The organism is Scardovia inopinata JCM 12537 (assembly GCF_001042695.1).
GTDB lineage: Bacteria > Actinomycetota > Actinomycetes > Actinomycetales > Bifidobacteriaceae > Scardovia > Scardovia inopinata.
In genome coordinates, this window is the sequence record NZ_AP012334.1 from 702933 (window position 1) to 722947 (window position 20015).

At 47.4% G+C, this 20015-nt stretch carries 13 protein-coding genes; 7 read left to right on the top strand and 6 right to left on the bottom strand.

All coding sequences use genetic code 11. The annotated features are described in order from the left end of the window. Positions 1-12: 12 nt before the first annotated feature. Positions 13-2331, bottom strand: coding sequence for a glycogen debranching protein GlgX (glgX, locus tag SCIP_RS02820; protein ID WP_115672871.1), 2319 nt, complete (start codon positions 2329-2331; stop codon positions 13-15). Positions 2332-2467: 136 nt separating this feature from the next. Between glgX and SCIP_RS02825 the strand changes: the two genes are divergently transcribed. Further along, positions 2468-3934 carry a 3-phosphoshikimate 1-carboxyvinyltransferase gene (locus SCIP_RS02825; RefSeq protein ID WP_006293007.1) on the top strand — a complete coding sequence of 489 codons (1467 nt, stop codon included), beginning with the start codon at positions 2468-2470 and terminating at the stop codon, positions 3932-3934. A gap of 155 nt (positions 3935-4089) precedes the next feature. Here the strand turns inward: SCIP_RS02825 and SCIP_RS02830 are convergent, their stop codons facing one another. The 4 genes from SCIP_RS02830 to SCIP_RS02845 form a co-directional block, all read right to left on the bottom strand. Further along, entirely contained in the window at positions 4090-5316 is a 1227-nt protein-coding gene (locus tag SCIP_RS02830; protein WP_040590554.1) for an acetate/propionate family kinase, read from the bottom strand. 61 nt (positions 5317-5377) lie between these two features. Then, complete coding sequence (pta, locus tag SCIP_RS02835) at positions 5378-7072, bottom strand: phosphate acetyltransferase (protein WP_006293009.1); 1695 nt, start codon at positions 7070-7072, stop codon at positions 5378-5380. Positions 7073-7279: 207 nt separating this feature from the next. Further along, positions 7280-9757 (bottom strand): phosphoketolase, encoded by a 2478-nt coding sequence (locus SCIP_RS02840; RefSeq protein ID WP_006293010.1) that lies wholly within the window; start codon positions 9755-9757, stop codon positions 7280-7282. A gap of 199 nt (positions 9758-9956) precedes the next feature. Then, positions 9957-10802 carry an SGNH/GDSL hydrolase family protein gene (locus SCIP_RS02845; RefSeq protein WP_006293011.1) on the bottom strand — a complete coding sequence of 282 codons (846 nt, stop codon included), beginning with the start codon at positions 10800-10802 and terminating at the stop codon, positions 9957-9959. A 276-nt stretch (positions 10803-11078) separates the two neighbouring features. Here SCIP_RS02845 and guaA point away from each other — a divergent pair, with 276 nt between their 5' ends. From guaA to SCIP_RS02860, 3 genes are all read left to right on the top strand, one after another. Further along, positions 11079-12641 (top strand): glutamine-hydrolyzing GMP synthase, encoded by a 1563-nt coding sequence (gene guaA / locus SCIP_RS02850; protein WP_006293012.1) that lies wholly within the window; start codon positions 11079-11081, stop codon positions 12639-12641. A gap of 298 nt (positions 12642-12939) precedes the next feature. Beyond that, entirely contained in the window at positions 12940-13917 is a 978-nt protein-coding gene (locus SCIP_RS02855; protein WP_196792689.1) for a ketopantoate reductase family protein, read from the top strand. Between the two features lie 25 nt (positions 13918-13942). Further along, positions 13943-16426 carry an excinuclease ABC subunit UvrA gene (locus SCIP_RS02860; RefSeq protein WP_040590557.1) on the top strand — a complete coding sequence of 828 codons (2484 nt, stop codon included), beginning with the start codon at positions 13943-13945 and terminating at the stop codon, positions 16424-16426. 6 nt (positions 16427-16432) lie between these two features. On the opposite strand, the gene SCIP_RS02865 is transcribed toward SCIP_RS02860, so the two are convergent. Then, entirely contained in the window at positions 16433-16588 is a 156-nt protein-coding gene (locus SCIP_RS02865; RefSeq protein ID WP_231287965.1) for a hypothetical protein, read from the bottom strand. 214 nt (positions 16589-16802) lie between these two features. Between SCIP_RS02865 and SCIP_RS08470 the strand changes: the two genes are divergently transcribed. From SCIP_RS08470 to SCIP_RS02880, 3 genes are all read left to right on the top strand, one after another. Next, on the top strand, positions 16803-17273 hold the full coding sequence (locus SCIP_RS08470; protein WP_040590559.1) for a GNAT family N-acetyltransferase: 471 nt from the start codon (positions 16803-16805) through the stop codon (positions 17271-17273). After that, entirely contained in the window at positions 17270-17989 is a 720-nt protein-coding gene (locus tag SCIP_RS02875; RefSeq protein WP_006293016.1) for a hypothetical protein, read from the top strand. Before SCIP_RS08470 ends, SCIP_RS02875 begins: the two co-directional genes overlap by 4 nt. A gap of 641 nt (positions 17990-18630) precedes the next feature. Continuing rightward, a complete protein-coding gene (locus tag SCIP_RS02880; RefSeq protein WP_040590561.1) occupies positions 18631-19932 on the top strand; it encodes an ATP-binding protein in 1302 nt (433 codons plus the stop codon). Positions 19933-20015 lie beyond the last annotated feature (83 nt).

The window sequence follows — 20015 nt, forward strand, 5'->3', positions numbered from 1 at the left end:
TGGAGAGGCCGACTATTTTTCCTCTTTATTCTGGTCATCTCCAGCAGGCGAAGATTTATCAGAAATGCCCCTGTCAGGATTGTCAGAAGAAGTAGGGGACAGCGAAGACCTTACTGTCTGTCCTGATTGTTCTGACTGCTTTTTTACTTTTTTGGCCTGACCATGATTCATATCGATCTGGAACGCCTCCTGAGTTTGGGAAGTCACCAGGGGAACATCATTATCATCGCTGATCAGCAGGAGGAAACTCCTAGACTGAGCCATGATGTTGAAACCGGCTTCATAAGCAAGTTCGGGGGAGAAGGGGTCGTGAGTGTCTACCAGGAGTTTCCATTTCTTACCATATTTTGCATCCGGCAGCTGGAACATGAGAGACTCATAATAGGCGTTGAAGATGAGAATAAAATCGTTGTCAACAATCTGATTTCCGTATACATCGGACTCGGGGATGGCGTGCCCGTTCAGAAAAACCATCATGGTCAAGGCGTTGGTATTATCCCAATCTTCCTGATCCATCACATTGCCTGTGTGATCAAACCATTCCACTTCCGGCACTGAGCAGCCGTCGGGAGCGATAGCGTTAAAGAACTTGCGCCGGTGGAGAACAGGATGAGTCAGACGGATATGGATCATCTTACGGGTAAAATCATGGAGCTCTTCCTGAGCATCAGTCAGATTCCAGTGGGTCCATGATAAGGAGTTGTCCTGGCAGTAGGCGTTGTTGTTACCCTGCTGGGTACGCATAATCTCATCGCCTCCGTTAATCATAGGGATGCCCTGACTGACCATCATGGTGGAAATGAAATTACGCATCTGCTGGCTGCGCAGTTCATTGATATCGGTTACATCAGTAGGCCCTTCAACTCCGCAGTTCCAGGACCGGTTATTATTGTCTCCGTCATTATTGCCTTCGCCATTGGCTTCGTTGTGTTTGTTGTTGTAGCTGACCAGATCATTCATGGTAAAACCATCATGCGCAGTAATGAAGTTGATAGATGCTACAGGACGGCGTCCATCAGCCCGGTAAAGGTCAGAACTACCCATCAGGCGGCTGGCAAATTCAGGTAGTTTGGACGGCTGGGACCTCCAGAAGTCACGGACGGTATCCCTGTACATTCCATTCCATTCACTCCACAGGGGAGGGAATCCTCCAACCTGGTAGCCGCCGGAACCAATATCCCAGGGTTCGGCAATAAGCTTGACGTTAGAAATAACTGGATCCTGCTGAATAATGTCAAAGAAGGCAGACAGCTTGTCGACATCAGAGAACTGACGGGCCAGGGTAGCAGCCAAATCAAAACGGAAGCCGTCAACATGCATTTCTGTGACCCAATAGCGCAGGGAATCCATAATCAGCTGGAGGGTATGGGGAGAACGCATCAGAAGGGAATTGCCGGTACCGGTTGTATCAAAATAGTGGCGTTCATCCCCGTCCACCAGACGATAGTAAGAATGATTATCAATGCCTTTAAAGCTGAGAGTAGGGCCCATATCGTTGCCCTCCGCCGTATGGTTATAAACCACATCAAGAATAATTTCGATTCCGGCATCGTGGTAGGCCTTGACCATGGATTTAAATTCATTAACCTGTTGACCCCGCTGACCGGAGCTGGAATAGGCGTTATGTGGTGCAAAGAAGCCTATAGTGTTATAACCCCAATAGTTGCTCAAGCCTTTGGCCTGGAGGAAGGAATCGTTAATAAACTGATGAACCGGCATGAGTTCCAGGGCTGTAATCCCAAGATTTTTCAGGTAACCTACCATATGGGGGTGGGCAAGTCCGGCATAAGTTCCTCTCAATTCCGGAGGAACCTGCTCATTGAGATTAGTCATACCCCGCACATGAGCTTCATAAATGACGCTATCATGGTAGGCAATGTGGGGATGGCGGTCGTTGCCCCAGTCAAAGAAGGGGTTAATAACCACGGATTTCATAGTATGTTTAGCTGAGTCTTCGGTATTGCGGGCAGATGTGTCGCTGGGTTTCATGATGTCATAGGAGAAAAGACTGGCATCGGAATCTATCATGCCATCAATTGCCTTGGCATAGGGATCAAGCAGGAGCTTAGAGGGGTCGCAGCGCAGCCCGTGCTCAGGATCATAAGCGCCATGCACCCTGTAGCCATACCTCTGCCCCGGCTGAACCCCCACCAGATAGACATGCCAGATAAAGGTATTGCATTCAGTGACATTAATGCGGGTTTCATGATCGTTCTCGTCAAATAAACACAGTTCAACTTTTGTTGCAGCTGACGAATAAAGGGCGAAGTTAACGCCAATGCCATCGTAAGTTGAGCCGAGGGGATACATAGAACCAGGTCGAATTTGCATAAGTCCATTCTCTCACACTCTTTTGCACATAATGTTAAGAATCGCCAGTCTCCCCATATTTTTCCCTGGTGAACTCGTACTTGCTGTAGCCTTGCTGTAGGCTGGCTGTATTGTAGATATTAGCTGGAGGTAAATTATGACTGTGTGGAAACCGCCGACGGTAACTCATCCTCTCGATGCCTCTGTCCATATCCCCGGCAGTAAATCATTGTCCAACCGGTATTTAGTTTTAGCTGCCCTCGCTGGCAGACCGACAACTATTCATGGTCTCCTGCGTTCCAGAGACACGAACCTGATGATACAGGCCCTGAAAAAACTAGGTGCACAGGTGCTGTCTGCGGATGAAACCAGTACAACTGTGACCGTTATTCCTCCTGAATCTGGTATTTTTAAAGGACGCTGTCGAATCAACTGTGGATTGGCAGGAACGGTGATGCGCTTTGTACCTGCCCTGGCTTTGTATGCTGACAGTTCTGTTGTGTTTGATGGTGATGATCAGGCATATCGTCGCCCTATGAAGCCCTTGCTCGATGGCTTGTGCCAGTTGGGAGCACGGGTTGAATATTTAGGCCAGGAAGGGCATCTTCCTTTTATGATTATTCCTGATCGGAATTTTATTGCACAGATAAGTCCGGGGGAGGAATCAGGGTTTGAAACAGAATCACAGTTAGACCGACCGCAGGAAGTAACGATTGATTCATCAGCTTCTTCTCAGTTTATATCAGGTCTCCTCTTGGCTGCCAGCCGCTATCCCCGCCAAGTCATCATCCGCCATAAAGGCTCCCACCTTCCCAGCCTTCCTCATATTCAGATGACTATGGATGAGTTAAAGCTGGCTGGCTGTCGTCTTGTTATGCGTCAGCAGTCTGCTGATGCGCAACCGGATTCCGGAGGTTCCAGCCAGGTCAGGTGGAGTGTGGTCAGGTGGAGTGTTTTTCCACCGAGAAGTAAGACAGGGCTTCAGCTGCCGGAAGAGATCCGCATAGAGCCTGATCTGTCAAATGCTGCCCCTTTCCTGGGAGCGGCTCTTCTTGCTGGTGGAAGAGTCAGTATACCGGACTGGCCTGAGGAAACCACTCAGCCTGGTGGACTTTTACCGCAGTATTTGCTTGATTTTGGTGCTCATATTGATAAAACCAGTCAGGCTGCTGATGGCAGATCATATACCCTGACTGCTTCTTTTCCCTCTGCTTCCAGACCTCACGGCCTGGGGGACTATAACCTGTCGGCTGCCGGAGAACTTGCCCCTTCTCTTGCCGCTCTTGCTGTGGTTGCAGACAAGCCTACCAGCTTTCATGGGATTGGGCACTTGCGCGGGCATGAGACCAACAGGTTGGCAGCCTTGGTAAATCAGATCCACCGGGTGGGAGCGAATGCTGAAGAACTGGAGGATGGAATTACCATCTATCCTCCGCAATCCCTGACTGATTTACATCCAACCTGTATGGAAACTTACGCTGATCATCGAATGGCAACTTTTGCAGCTATGCTCAGTATTCCTATACCTGGTCTGACCATCAGCAACATTGAGGCAACCAGGAAAACTCTTCCTGATTTTCCAGGGATGTGGACCAGTATGATCCGGCAAAATTATCAGCACTGAGTATCAGCACTAACATACATAAAGGTGGTATAAGTCAGCATAAGACTTATACCACCTTATTAAATGGGCACTAAATGGGCATTAAGTGGGTACCTTATTAAGTGGGCAATCCACCACTCTGGCCCTATCTGCTGTAGCAGCAGTATATGAGCAGATCAGCGCTGGAACTTGTTGCCGTATTCGTCACCAACTTCAGCCAGTTGCGCAACCTTACGGGCTATGGCGAGCTCTTCATTGGTCGGGATAACAGCAATAATTACCGAGCTGTCAGGGGTTGAGATGATGCGTGGCTGACTGCTGCGGATTTCGTTCTTTTCCTTATCGAGTCTGACCCCAAACGGTGCCAGCTTGTCGCAGACGGCCTGGCGCACGGAAGAATCATTCTCACCTACACCTGCAGTGAAGGTAATGACATCAACTCCGCTCATCTGAGCAGTATAAGCGCCAATATAGCTGACAATGCGATGGATGTAAATGTCAAAAGCTAGCTGAGCATCTTTATCTCCCTGCGCGCGCAGAGCATCTACATCGCGCATGTCTCCGTGACCAGTCAGACCCATCATGCCGGACTGCTTGTTGAAGAGGGTATCGAGCTGATCCACATCCATGTGAGCATTACGAATCAGGTGGAAGACGACAGCTGGATCAATATCACCGGTCCTGCCGCCCATAACCAGTCCTTCCAGAGGAGTCAGACCCATGGATGTTTCCACCGGCCGTCCGGAAATCTGAGCAGAAGCAGAAGCACCATTTCCAATGTGAAGGACAATCTGTTTGAGACCTTCAGCAGGTTTGTCTACGAGCTGCGGAACCACTGAGCCCACGTACTCATGACTGGTACCATGAGCACCGTAGCGACGGATGTGATACTTTTCAGCAACTTCCTTATTCAAAGCGTAGGTGCTGGAGGCTGCGGGCAACTGGAAGAAGAAGGAACTGTCAAAAACAAATCCCTGGGGAACATCGGGCAGGAGCCGAGTCATGACTTCGGCTCCAATAGCTTCCGGACCATTGTGCAGAGGAGCCAAGACAGCTAAATCCTTGACCTGCTGAATAGTCTTGGGGGTAACTAGAGCTGGGGTGGGGAAGATGTATCCGCCCTGAACCACTCGGTGGCCTACAGCAACCAGATCATAATCTTTGAGATTAGGACCATACTGGTCGAAGAAGGACAATACCTTCTTGAGACCTTGTTCGTGATCCTTAATAGGCTCGGTAAAAGTGTGCTTCTCACCATTAAATTTGTGGGTGTAAGCGCCGTCAGTGGGTTCTCCAATCTTCTCAACGAGACCGGAAGCGAGGCCTTCTCCGCTTTCCAGATTAACCAGCTGATACTTGATAGAACTTGACCCTGAGTTAATGACCAGAACGGTCTTTGCCATCATGGCTCCTTTAATCATAGAATCTGATGATATATGAACTCTTTTTAATATACTCGGCGGCTCATACCTCTTCCTGGGCACAGACAGCAGTCAAGGCAATAGTGTTGACAATGTCAGCCACCAGGGCTCCGCGAGAAAGATCATTCACCGGCTTGTTCAGTCCCTGGAGGACAGGGCCTATAGCGAGGGCACCAGAGGAGCGTTGCACAGCCTTGTATCCGATATTTCCAGCAGATAGGTTGGGGAAAATAAAAACATTGACATGTCCGGCAACTGGATTCCCCCGTGCTTTAGTTGCAGCCACCTGGGGAGACCATGCCGCATCCATTTGGATGGGACCGACCACAGGTAGGTTTGGTGCTTTCTGAGAAACGATTTTTGTAGCTTCGGTGACTAGGTCTACATCTGGCCCGGATCCGGATCCCAGAGTCGAATAGGTCAGCAGGCCAACCTTGGGATCCAAACCGAATGTCTGGGCCGTCTGAGCAGATTGAATGGCTATGTCAGCCAGCTGTGAGGCGGTGGGATTTAAGTTGATGGCGCAGTCAGAGAAAACGGCAATATGATCTGCAAAGCACATGATGAAGGCACCAGATACTAAGGAAGCGCCTGGCTTTGTTTTAATCAGCTGCAGGGCGGGACGAACCGTATTAGCAGTGGTGTTTACTGACCCGGAAACTAGACCGTCAGCCTTGCCTAGGACAACCAGCATAGTACCAAAATAGGAAGGATCCTGCAAGCTTTGCCGGGCTTTATCAACTGTCATCCCTTTCTTGGCGCGCAATTGACAGAGCTTGTCAATCATATCAGCCAGAATCTCTTCATCATCCATAGGTTGGAAGTGTGCCTTATTAAGGTTCTTTAAGCCCAGCTCTTCGGCTTGTTTTAGGACTTGATCTTTCCTGCCCACAATGATCAGATTCACAACATCGCGGTCCAGCAGATAATCCGCTGCTTTCAGGATTCGAGGCTCAGAACCTTCAGGCAGGACGATCGTTTTTTTATGCGCTTTTGCCTTTGTCAGGAGTTCTGCCTGGAAAGCGTAGGGAGTCTCAGGTCGGGAAAAATCTGTCCGCTTCAAGGCCTCCAGCACTTCCTTTGCTGGTGCTGCCTCTTCAAAAAGAGGTAGAGAATCAGTAGCTTCTTGGTCAATCATGCAGTCATGGGCTGGAATCAGCCATGATGGATAGTCAAAGGCCGCTAACTGGGCTTTAATTCCTGCTCCTTTTTCGGTATCAGATGGATTCCAGCCAGTGACGAAAATTCCAGCAACCGTATTTCCTGCTTTTTCAACCTGCCGAATGCAGACGTCCACGGTTTTGCCGACAGCTTTCGGCTCCCGGTTAATGCAGCATATTGCAAGGAAAACAGGGGATTTCAAGTCTGCAGCGATTTGCGTATCGAGAACGAAACCTTCAGGATCGAAAACTGCCTTTTTATCCTGTCCTACAATCACTACGGCTTCTGGTTTCGTTGCTGGGATGAATTCCTCCCAAGAACGAACAATGTCTCCCCGGGCATCCTCATGATTTTTCACCGCCTGCCCCGGGCAAACAACCCGCGCTTCGTGGGCGGTCTGATTTGCGTGAGCAGTATGAATCAGCACATCAGTAAAGGTATCCTTGTGTTTGCAAGCAATTGGTCGGAATATGACTGTTTTCTTCTCCCTGGCCAATGCTGCAGTAACTCCATTTGCAACGACATTGCGGCCATTTGCCCCTTCTGGACTTGCTATAAAGACGGTGATTGCGGTCATACTATTCATTACTCCTTTGTGTGAAGCTGCCCGTTTGATTCCTCTATGATGGCGGTCACGCCTCTTCTCAGTATAGTCAATCTCCCGATTTATATATTCCCGATTTATATAAAAGTCCTCCCGTCCATAAGGCGGGAGGACTGGAAATTATCTCTTATCAGGATGGCACGGTGCCAATCTGATAAAGCAGATTACCCGATAAGCAGATTACTCGTTATCGCCGGCGGTCGCAGCAGTAGCAGTAACAGCACCAGGCTTATCGGTCTTGACTCCGGACCATACCCAGTCGGTGTAGTCAGGATGATCGTGACCATTGTCTACTGCGTACTGGAATGCTTCCTGGCGGAAGTCTTCCAGCTTCTTGATGTCGTCAGCATACTTATCAGCGTCCAGCATCCGGAGTGCTTCTGCAGTAAGCTCATAACGATCAATGTCATTAACGCGGACCATATCGAAGGGGGTAGTGGTGGAACCCTGCTCCTGATAGCCGTGAATGTTGAAGTTGGCATTGTTGGGACGATCGAAGAGCAGGCCCTTGACCTCGCGAGCATAAGAGTGATATGCCATGAGGACCGGCTTGTCAGCAGTGAAGAGTTCGGTGAACTCTTCGTCTGACAGGGCTTCGTTGTTCTCCTTAGGATTCTGCAGGGAGAGCAGATCTACAACGTTGACAACCTTGAACTTGATACCGTATCCCTTGAGCTTGTCGGCTGCGGCCATAATTTCCTGAGTAGGAACATCGCCAACAGAAGCGAGAACAATCTCAGTCTCATCGTTGTTCTTGGCTGTACTTGCCCACTTCCACTCGGCAGCGCCCTTGGTAAGCTCTGCACGGGCTTCGTCAAGGCTCAGCCAGGTAGCAGCAGGCTGTTTTCCAGCAATGATGGCGTTGATCTTGTTTGTTGACTTGTAAGCCTTCTCGCCGATAGCCAGCAGCATGTTGGCGTCGGTGGCGAAGTAGATGCCAATAACATGATCATTGTTGAAAGTCTTGTTGAGCAAGACAGAAACAACGCCTGGATCCTGGTGGCTGAATCCGTTGTGATCCTGACGCCATACATGAGAGGAAACGAGGAGGTTCACAGAAGATATTGGCTTACGCCAAGGAATCTCGCGAACAGTAGCTTCCAGCCACTTGGCATGCTGATTCAGCATAGAATCAATCACGTGAACGAAGGATTCGTAGGAGCTCCAAATTCCATGACGACCAGTCAGAACGTATCCTTCAATGAAGCCTTCCATCTGGTGCTCAGACAACTGCTCTGTAACCTGACCGGTGACGGCCATGTGCTCGTCAACCAGAGAGGACAGATAGCCGTTGTCCCACTGCTTATTGGTTACTTCGTAAGCAGCCTGCAGGCGGTTGGAGGCAGTCTCATCAGGTCCGAAGATGCGGAAGGAATCGGGGTTGAGCTTAATGATATCGCGAGTGTAAACACCAAGACGACGGGTAGCTTCAAGCTGACCCCAGCCATGGCCGAACTCTTCAACTTCCTTAACCTTGTAATCGTCAAGAACAGGAAGCTTAAGATCTTCGCGGATGCGGCCGCCGTTGGCGTTAGGATTGGCACCAATGCGCAGGTCGCCTTTAGGCATGAACTCAGTCACCTCTGGACGCAGAGTTCCCTTCTCGTCGAACAGCTCTTCAGGCTTGTAAGATTCGAGCCAGTTCTTGAGTACCTGGAAATGCTCTTCGGTATCGCGGGCGGAAGCCAGCGGCACCTGGTGAGCGCGCCAGGATCCCTCGGTCTTCTTGCCGTCAATGAACTTGGGGCAGGTCCAGCCCTTAGGAGTCCGGAAGATGATCATGGGGTAGAAGGGGCGATCAACATCGTTGGTCTGAGCAGTTGCCTTGATGTCGCAGATCTCGTCGAAGACAGTCTCCAGCAAATCAGCAAAGCGACGGTGAATGGACATGTGATCTTCATCATCGAAGCCAGCTACAAACTCATAGGGGTTGTAACCCATGCCGCGGAAGAAGTCATGGAGCTCTTCATCGGAAATGCGGGCAAGGATGGTAGGATTGGCAATCTTATAGCCGTTCAGGTGCAGGATTGGCAGCACAATACCATCGGTGCGGGGGTTAACCAGCTTATTGGACTGCCAGCCAGTTGCCAGAGGTCCGGTCTCAGCTTCGCCATCGCCAACGATGGCGGCAACGAAGAGGCTGGGGTTATTCATAATAGCACCGTAAGCATGAGACAGGGCATAACCCAGCTCGCCACCTTCGTGGATAGAGCCAGGAGTTTCAGGTGCATAATGGGAGGGAATACCACCGGGGTAGGAGAACTGACGGAAGAACTTCTGCAGACCAGCCTCATCGTTGGTAATCTTGGGATAGTACTCGGTATAGGTTCCGTCCAGATAGGACTGGGAAGTACCGGCAGGGCCGCCGTGGCCTGGACCCATAATGAAAACAGTGTTCTGCTGATGATCAGCAATAAGACGATTGATATGACCGAACAAGAAGTTCAAACCTGGAGTGGTACCCCAGTGGCCAACCAAACGATGCTTAACATCTTCGCGAGTGAAGGGCTCCTTCATAAGGGGGTTGCTGCGAAGGTAAATCTGTCCAATAGACATGTAGTTAGCTGCACGCCAATACTTATCTACGCCTTCAAGAGCCTCATCAGTAACTGGACGATCCAGTTTCTTCCACGGGGTTCCAATAACAGGACTCGTCATAAATACTCCTGTACTTTTGCACCATTTCGGGTGCGATCGGATATTACTATTTAGAGATAGAAACCTATCTCTTTTCGCTCATAATATTACGGGAAGTATACGACTTTCAGGCTCTTATTTTATCCGCGAAATGTTGCTTATTTCCTTGTGATTGGGCACAAAGGTGATACAATTTCTGGAACCGTTCTCTTAGATTCATTTAGTTCATGGGTGTGTTCTTACTCACATAGTCAGCGATAATCTGGTAGCCCATAACACCAGGATGAAAATTATCGGATCCATAAAATTCAGGAATCGTGGCATCAACATCAACATGTGTTACATCAAGAAAAGTAACTCCGGCGTTTTTGCAAATTATCGAGCTCTCTGCCGTCTGCCTGTTTGAAGCAATTAGCATGGCCTTACGCAGCTTTTTTCCTAAGGAGGGACTGTTATAGAGCTGCCCAGGACTGAGAACCACCACATTTTTAGCAATTTTCTTGGCCTGGCTGATGACATCTTCCAGATCATCATGCCACTCTACGAGGGATCGTTGAGCCATCAAATCATTTGAACCTGCACATATGTAGAGAAGATCAAAATCAGTGCTGGTAATTTCGTTAAACTCGCGGAAACGAACCCGTCGCATGGTTGCCCCGAGTTTTCCATGTGTCTCCCAGGAGACTTCCTGCTGCCGCCTGTTGGCAAGTCCCTGCGCAATACGAGGCATCATTCCCTGGCTTTGATTGTCAACTCCGCAGGCAACAGCCATGGAGTCTCCCATCATCGCTGTCTTAAAAGGGCGGAATTTCAAGGGATTTACAGGACTGTGCAGAGGAGCAGCTGTGGAATCAGTCTTTTCCGCTGCCTTGCCGTCCTGTAGCTTTTCAGACTCCTGTTTTTTCTGCGGCTGGACTGTTCCCTGGCGTTCTCCTTGAGGCTCTTCAGCCAGGTGGATTGTTTTGCTGGCATAGAGGCCTTCAATAGTCGCTATGATTTTTTCTGCAGAGTTCAGTTTGAGATTAGTGCTTTTTGTCCTATCGGTATCGTTAGTATCGTTAGTCATATTATTCCTACGTCGTGTTTGTATGCCCTGAATGTCGTCTTGTTTGGATATATCCTAGTTTCTGGCAGTGGACAAGGCAGTCAGCGGATAGAAATATAAATATATCGAATATCGAGAAATTTCTTTTTCCTGTGCTGTAAATATGTCCCAGTTAATCAGGATAATGAAACAGCCCATGAGGGAAGCCGCATATACTGTATTGCTCTATTACTATACAATCATTATGCAGCTAAGAACGGTATATATATGGAATATACAGTGTATCAGGAGGATAACATGGCCAAGGGCCCGGTTTTGGTTGTCGATTATGGCGCTCAGTATGCTCAGCTGATTGCCCGCCGTGTGCGCGAAGCAAATGTTTATTCCGAGCTGGTGCCCCATTCTATGCCTGTTGACCAGATGCTGGCCAAGGATCCGCAGGCTATTATTCTTTCCGGCGGCCCCGCCTCCGTTTATGAGCCGGGAGCTCCTACAATTGACAAAAAGATTTTCCAGGCCGGAATCCCCATTTTGGGAATTTGCTATGGTTTCCAGGTTATGGCTCATGAGCTGGGAGGAGATGTGGACCAGGCTGCTCTGGGAGAGTACGGTAAAACCGAGGCTACCATTGATAAGCCTCAGGGAATTCTGGCTAATTCTCCCCAGCAGCAATCTACCTGGATGAGCCATGGAGTTGCTGTTCGCACAGCACCGGAAGGATTTACGGTTCTTGCTCACACAGATGGTGCTCCGGTGGCTGCTATGGAGGATAAATCCCGCAAGCTCTACGGGGTCCAGTGGCATCCTGAGGTGAAGCACACACCTTTGGGCCAGGATATTTTTGAGACTTTCCTTCATAAGGAAGCTGGTCTGCCCAGAACCTGGAATTCTTCCGGAATTATTGATGAACAGGTGGCTAAAATTCGCTCCCAGGTTGGGGATAAGCGGGTTATTTGCGGCTTGTCGGGTGGAGTGGATTCAGCTGTGGCGGCAGCTTTAGTGCATAAAGCTGTTGGTGATCAACTGACCTGTGTTTTTGTGGATCACGGTCTGCTTCGCAAGGGAGAAGTTGAGCAGGTAAAGCATGATTTTGTGCAGGCAACTGGTATCAAACTGGTGACCGTTGATGCCTCAGAGGAATTTCTGTCTGCTTTGGATGGAGTCACCGAGCCTGAGCGTAAGCGCAAGATTATTGGCGAAAAGTTTATCCGTACCTTTGAAAAGGCGACCCGCCAGATTGTGGCAGATGCTCACGATGAGGGAGGAGAAATCAAGTTCCTGGTCCAGGGCACTCTCTACCCGGATGTTGTGGAATCAGGCGGCGGAGACGGGGCAGCCAACATTAAGAGCCACCACAATGTAGGCGGCCTGCCGGAGGATCTTGATTTTGAGCTCATTGAACCTCTTCGTACTCTTTTCAAGGATGAAGTACGGGCCATCGGCACCAAGCTGGGTCTGCCTGACGACATAGTCTGGCGTCAGCCCTTCCCTGGTCCTGGCCTGGGTATCCGGATTATTGGTGCTATCACTCGGGATCGTCTGGAACTTCTGCGGGAAGCCGATGCCATTGCCCGGGAAGAACTCAGCCGTGCCGGTCTGGACAGGGATATCTGGCAGTGCCCTGTTGTTCTGCTGGCTGATGTTCATTCCGTGGGTGTTCAGGGCGATGAGCGGACATATGGCAGCCCCATTGTTCTGAGGCCAGTTTCTTCTGAAGATGCTATGACTGCAGATTGGTCCCGCGTCCCCTACGATGTTCTGGCTCAAATTTCCACCCGAATAACTAACGAATGCCGGGGTATTAACCGCGTGGTTCTTGATGTGACCAGCAAACCACCGGCCACTATTGAGTGGGAATAAGATCGAGGGAAATACCAAAACCAATTAACCGAAAAGTCACTGAGAGCAGGTACTTTTTAACGGATACGGTGATCTTTGTTAGCATATTTTTGAGGTAGTGTCTGCCGGTTAAATACAATCAGAAAAAGATAATCAGATAAGATAACGTGATGTAACGTAACTTAACGTAAGATATGTATTGGAAGCAATGAGAAACAGAGCATAGTTATTAAGCATAATTATAAGTTTCGGAGGCAAGTTAAGGGAAAAAGAGGAGAAACAGAGCGGCGAAAGGCGACTGCTATATTAAAAAACAAAGGTGAAAGGAAATGAGAAGTCTGTTATGAGGATCTGTATTTTAGGCTTAGGAGTAATTGGAACAACCTATGGATATGCCTTTCAGAAGGCCGGGCATCAGGTTGAACATTTAGTAAGGGAAAAGAAGCAAGAGTATCTTCCCTCTGAACTGGATGTAACTATATTGGATGGACGCTATAATTCTCATGGCGAAGAGAAGAGGGATAAATATACTGCATATCCAGCAAAGCCAAACACCAGCTACGATTTCATTTTTCTGAGTGTCCGCAGCGGCAAGCTGAAGGATGCGCTGGCAGCATTGTCACGCAATAATATAAGAGGAACCGTTGTATTATTTTGTAATTTTTGGAATGACCGTCAGGAAATCGAAAAAATAATGGAAGGCTATAAATTTATCATCGGATTTCCCACTGCGGGCGGACATATGGCAGATGGAAAGCTGAACTGTGTTCTTTTTGACCATATCATGCTTGAAAGTGAAGAAAAAGCTTCGATACCAAACTATCGAGATTTGGCGGAACTTCTCGCATCAGCAGACATAAAAACAGAAATTCCCTCTGATATGGTGGAGTGGATTTGGATTCATATGGCCATTAACGCAGGCGTCACTTCTACTGCTGCACGGGAAGGGAAAATGGATAATCCAAAACAACTGGCACTTAATCTGATGCAGGATTCTCGTGAGTTATCCATCGCAGCCAAATCAATAAGGGAGACTATCACAGTCGTTCAGGCCAGGGGAGTGGATATGAGGAAATATCGCGGTGAGCTTCTCCCTTATAAAATCCCTCCTGTCATCGCCGGTATAATTATGAAACGTATGTTTGCCAACAATGAACTTACCCGCAGAATTATGACATTGCATAATGATGAAAAAGATATTATGTATGGCTGCAATAGTGTCTATGACTCTGGTAAAAGTATGAATCTGAATCTGCCGCTCTTTTATTCACATATGGATAATATTATTAAAAAGTAGCTGCTAACAGAAAAGAGTGGGAATTATGCCTGATCAGATTGAAGTCAGGGGAGCCAGGGTCCACAACCTGAAGAACATCAGCGTGAATGTTCCCTTGAATAAAATTGTGGGAATTTCCGGTCTGTCCGGATCGGGGAAGTCCTCCCTGGCCTTAGGCGTTCTTTACGCCGAAGGTTCCAGAAGATATCTGGAATCCCTGTCCACATATACCAGGAGAAGAATGACAGGAGCTGCAGCGGCTAACGTGGATGAAATTCTGTATGTTCCAGCCTCTTTGGCTCTCCACCAGCGTCCTGCAGTGCCCGGAATTCGCAGCACTTTCGGTACCGGTACCGAGCTTTTGAACAGTCTTCGTCTGATGTTCTCACGACTAGCTTCCCATCGTTGCCCGAACGGTCACTATCTTCCTCCCTCCCTGGCCGTCGCCGGGGGACTTGAGATGACCTGTCCTGTCTGCCAGGAAAAATTCTATGGACCCTCGGCTGAGGAGCTTGCCTTCAACAGCCAGGGAGCCTGCAAGACCTGCACTGGAACCGGTACTGTCATGATTGTTGATGAATCAACGCTTGTTCCTGATGATTCCCTGACCATAGACGAAGGTGCGGTAGCCCCTTGGCAGACTCTTATGTGGTCTCTTATGAAAGATATAGCCCGGCAAATGGGCGTGAGGACAAATGTCCCTTTTAAAGATCTTACAAAGAAAGAAAAAGATATCGTCTTTCATGGCCCTGCGGTAAAAAAGAACATCATTTACCAGAACAAGACCTCAGGCGCCTCGGGAGACATGGACTTTACCTATTTCAATGCCACCTATACCGTGGAAAACGCTTTGTCCAAGGTTAAGAACGAAAAAGGCATGAAGCGGGTGGAAAAATTCCTGAGACAGGATGTTTGCCCGGATTGCCAGGGAACGCGTCTTTCTCCAGCAGCCAGAGCGCCACAACTGCGAGGAATAGGTCTGGATCAGGCTTGTTCTATGACTCTGGAAGACAGCCTTGCCTGGGTTAGGGGAGTTCCTGACAGCCTGCCGGAAGAGATGAGGCCAATGGCTGAGTCTATCTGCGAATCTTTCCTCGTTGCTGCCAGAAGACTGATGGATCTAGGACTTTCTTACCTGACTTTGGACCGAGCGTCATCCACTCTGTCTACAGGGGAAAGGCAGAGAATGCAATTGGCTCGAGCCGTGCGCAACAGAACTACCGGTGTTTTGTATGTGTTGGATGAACCTTCGATTGGCCTACATCCAGCAAATATAGAAGGCCTTATCGGAGTTATGAAAGATCTTGTTGCAGATGGCAATTCAGTGGTTCTGGTGGATCACGATGTACAGATTCTCCGGCAGGCAGACTGGTTTATAGAGCTTGGACCCGGAGCGGGGGAAAACGGCGGCCAGGTTATTGCCCAGGGGACTTTGTCAGAACTGGAGAAGAATACGAACTCCAATATTGGAGGATTCTTGTCAGGAAAAGAGACAATTGGCGTGCGTCAAAAGTCCTCAGGAGATGATTTGTTTTCCAAGGGATCCATTGATCTTTCAACCGGACCTGTTCACACTGTCAAACCTCTCGACGTCCATATTCCTCAAGGCAGGCTTACCGCTGTGACCGGAGTCTCTGGCTCAGGCAAGACCACGCTCATTCTGGAAAGTCTTATACCTGCTTTGCAGGCTGCAATAGAAGACAGGAAACTGCCGAACTATGTGAAAAAATGCCTGGCAGAGGGCATCTCTCGCGTGAAACTGATTGATGCCACTCCTATTGGCATCAATGTCCGGTCAACAGTAGCCACTTACGCGAATGTGCATGATGAACTCCGCAAAGCTTTTGCCCGGACTCAGGAGGCTAAGAAAAAGGGATTCCGGGCCGGCGATTTTTCATACAATACAGGCTCTTTGCGCTGCCCGGATTGTGACGGGACAGGAACAATCAGTCTTGATGTACAGTTCCTTCCTGATGTAGAGATCCAATGCCCGGAATGCGGGGGAACCAGGTATTCAAAAGAGGCGTTTTCGATTGTAAGAAAAAATAAAGCTGGGAAGGAATATTCTCTCCCAGATATTATGGCCATGGACATCAGCCAAGCTATGGAAGCTTGCAGGGATATGAAGTCCGTTTATACAAGGCTTAAAACGTTGAATGATCTGGGTCTTGGGTATTTGACCCTAGGGGAGGCGACCCCCAGCCTTTCCGGTGGTGAAGCACAGCGTCTGAAGTTGGCTTCCGAAATGGGAAGACGCCAGGAGGATTCCGTTTTTATTTTCGATGAACCAACCATTGGTCTTCACCCTCTTGATGTGCGCTCCCTGATTGGAGTTTTCCAGGGACTGATTGATGCTGGTGCCACTGTTATTGTTATCGAGCATGATCTGGATTTGATCAGGAATGCAGATTATGTCCTCGATATGGGCCCCGGAGGAGGCACCGCCGGCGGTCGCCTTGTCGCTTCCGGTACTCCGGAGGAGATTGCTAGCAATCCTGCCAGCGTTACCGGTCGATATCTGGCTATCTGATTAAATCTAATTATCTTGTGAATGCCGTTCTCCAATTTGGAAATCATCTGAATGCTCAAACATGTATCGTACAGTTAAAGCCTTGCTGCCTGTTAACTTTTCAAAATCATTGGTGAAGGTGTCCATCTTTCCTTCTCTGATAGCCTGAGCAAACGTGACCATTCCCTCAGAAGAAAAAGGTGCCTCAGAACCTTCTTTAAACTCGCCGTCTGTTGTACGAGGAACCCCATTGCATCAAAAAACTGGAAATAATCTTAGTTGAAATGTATAATGTGCACTATCACTAGAGAATATGTAAATCTGTGGCAGAAGAAGTAGAACCCTGAGCAGATCGGACTGATTGATTGGATTGAGTGGATTGATTGATTGGATTGGCATGCCGTATACACAGGTAATCGAAGATTTTACTGATTCCAGGTTTCAAAAAGCTTTTATAACATATTTTTCCGAGTACGGGATTGTCAGGGAAGATTGGGACTCGTTGTTTCAACGAATGAATGATGAATGCGAAAATAAAGCCTTTGCAAGAGTTAATGATGACGAATGTATTATAGGGTTTCTTCAATTTCGACGAATACATTTTACTAGTTATTTTTTTGAGACTCAGTGTGGTTTTATTAGGGAATTTTGGGTTGCAAAAGAATTTCGTAATCGTGGGAATGGTACTCATCTGCTTAATCTTACTGAAAATTACTTCATACAACATAACTATTCTGCAAGTATCCTTACAACAGATACAGAAGCTCAGTTCTATCAGAGGCGTGGCTATTGGAAGGCGATGGGTTTCAGATCCAAGAATAGCAATGAGGTTTTTATTAAAAATCTCACCAGGCATAGTGAAAAATGATTGATAAGCCTATGAGTGGTAATTGGAAATTTTTGATTCGTGCACATACCTTTGTGCTCGCAGCGGTGATTCTTGTCATAACGGTATTAACTATTGGAGCTACCCTTGTTATGGGGCATGAGGCTTCAGTGAAAAATATTTATGATGAACTCCTTCTGGAGGGGCCAGAATGTACTTTTCATGTATCTTTGCCTGGCAAGGGTAGTATTGCTATGCCGCGTGGATTCGAGACACATGATGGTGGTGTCGATCGTATCTCGAGCAGTTACCGCAGCTGGACGTATGAAGGCAATAAGTTGGGTCGTCTCCTTGCCAGTAAACTTTACAAGTCTGATGGTCTGTATCTGAGTCTCAGACGTTCACCGCGTAGCAATGCGGTTGAGATTTATGCAGATAGTGGGCTTGCAATCGGGCGAGATGGCAATGGTTATGGAGTGAAAGTCGACTGGACGTACACTGCATCAAATCGCACCCTTATAAGAGAGATAACTTTTCTTCGCGACAACAGTATTGCCCGCAAACAGATTTCGGCAAAAGATTTCTTCTCGGGTGCGGGTCTTGATCGAAACGATGTGGAAAGATGGGCTAATCACGCTCTAAATGACCTTGTAATAAAAGAATACTTTGAAGCGAACAAGGGGCATACGCGCTTCACGGAGAATAATCCTGGTTCATTTACTGCGGCTGATACGACGGATTGGGGAAGTAAGAAGTAACATAACTGAATTTTGAGTACTCAGTTGCCATCGCTGCAGAAAGCAATTCACGAGAATAATTCTATACATTTCTAGTCCCACGTTATTCCACTGATTCTGTCTCCAAATATGCATAAAACAGATTTTTTATAATTGCGGTTATTGGCGGATTAGCGGGTTATAGGAAAGTAGGCCTCACCCAACTGCAATGGTAAAAAATAACAATGGCGGAATTCCAGTCTTACTCTTTTCAAGCGTTGCAGTTGGGTGAGGCCTACTTTCCTATACGAGTAGTTCTGTTTAATTTCGTGCATAAATTGTGCCGGTCAGATTAAGAATTGTACAGATGATTATTTAACAGGTAAGTAAAAGTAAATGAGCAATTCAACGGTTCAACAACGATTCAACAACGGTTCAACAAGTGCTCAACAATTGAACGAGTACCTGAACAAGTACGGAGTACCGCTTATATTCTTCAATGTTCGTCCTGATTTTATCCAAGTATGGCTATAAAACGTCCATATTTTCGCCACAAGTGTTTAAAATACGTCCATACTTTGGCCAGTTCCATGCTATAATATGAGTATTAATTCACAGAGTAAAGGTTTTTGTATTTATATTAAATATATAAATACAAAAAGACTAGAAATCAGGAGCTCTTTATGGATCGTTTTCTCATGAAAAAACTTGTTGCTTGGAAAATAAACAGGAACAGGAAACCCTTGATCCTCAACGGAGCACGCCAGGTAGGAAAAACCTGGCTGTTGAAAGAATTTGGACGTCAATATTTTACGAATGCTGCGTATATTAATCTTGACAATAATCCACGTATGATGAGTCAGTTTGACCTGGATTTCAATACTGAACGTCTTCTTCTCGCCTTCGAAGTTGAAACCGGTGAGCAGATAGTTCCTGGGAAAACTCTTATCATACTCGACGAAATTCAAGAATGCCCCAAAGCGTTGACTTCTCTTAAATATTTTTCTGAGAATGCTCCAGAGCAGATGATTGTAGCTGCAGGTTCTCTTCTGGGAATTACCATTCATGCAGGAAGTGGATATCCTGTAGGGAAAGTTGATTCGATGGATCTTTATCCTTTGAATTTTAGGGAATTCTTAGAGGCGACGGGGAACACAAATTTGAGAAAACTCATCGAAAGCAATCACACTGAGATGGCTGAAAGTTTCTCAACTAAACTTATTCCCTTGCTCAAACAATATTATTTTGTGGGAGGAATGCCTGAAGTTGTCAAAATTTTTCTTGATACGAATAATTTTGGCGAAGTGCGTAGGACTCAGCAAAATATTCTTCAAGGATATGAGCGGGATATATCGAAGCATATGACTGCTTCTGAAATAGAATATACATTAGCTGCATGGAATTCAATTCCCGCACATCTTGCCCAAGAGAATAAGAAATTTATCTTTGGACATATTAAGAAAGGGGCTCGTGCCCGCGAGTATCGTTCGGCAATTACCTGGCTCAGTCAAGCTGGTCTTGCTACCAGGGTAACCAGAATTTCTGATCCTGGGATTCCTTTATCAGGTTATGCGCAGGATAATGTTTTCAAACTTTTTCTGCTGGATGTTGGTCTGCTTGGAGCAATGGTGGGGCTCGATCCAAGCAGTATGCTCGACAGCAGAACAATTTTCACAGGATTTAAAGGAGCGCTGACCGAACAATATGTGTGTCAGCAGCTTATTTCTGATGGTGGATTCACACCCTTTTATTGGTCAGCTGATAATTCTCGGGGAGAGATTGATTTTATTGTTCAGAAAGGATCTGACATTTTCCCCATTGAAGTCGCAGCAGAAGAGAATTTGAGGTCCAAAAGTTTGCGCGCTTTTACTGATAAATATACCGGTATGCACCCCTTACGCTTCAGCTTGTCTCCGTTCAAGGATCGAGCTTGGATGCGCAATATTCCACTCTACGAATGCACGAATGTGAATTTATGGAAATAGGGAGGGAAGTGCATACAACCCTTGAATACTAAGTAATACAAAATATTACGAAGTAAAAACTGACGGTATAATGACGGTATAAT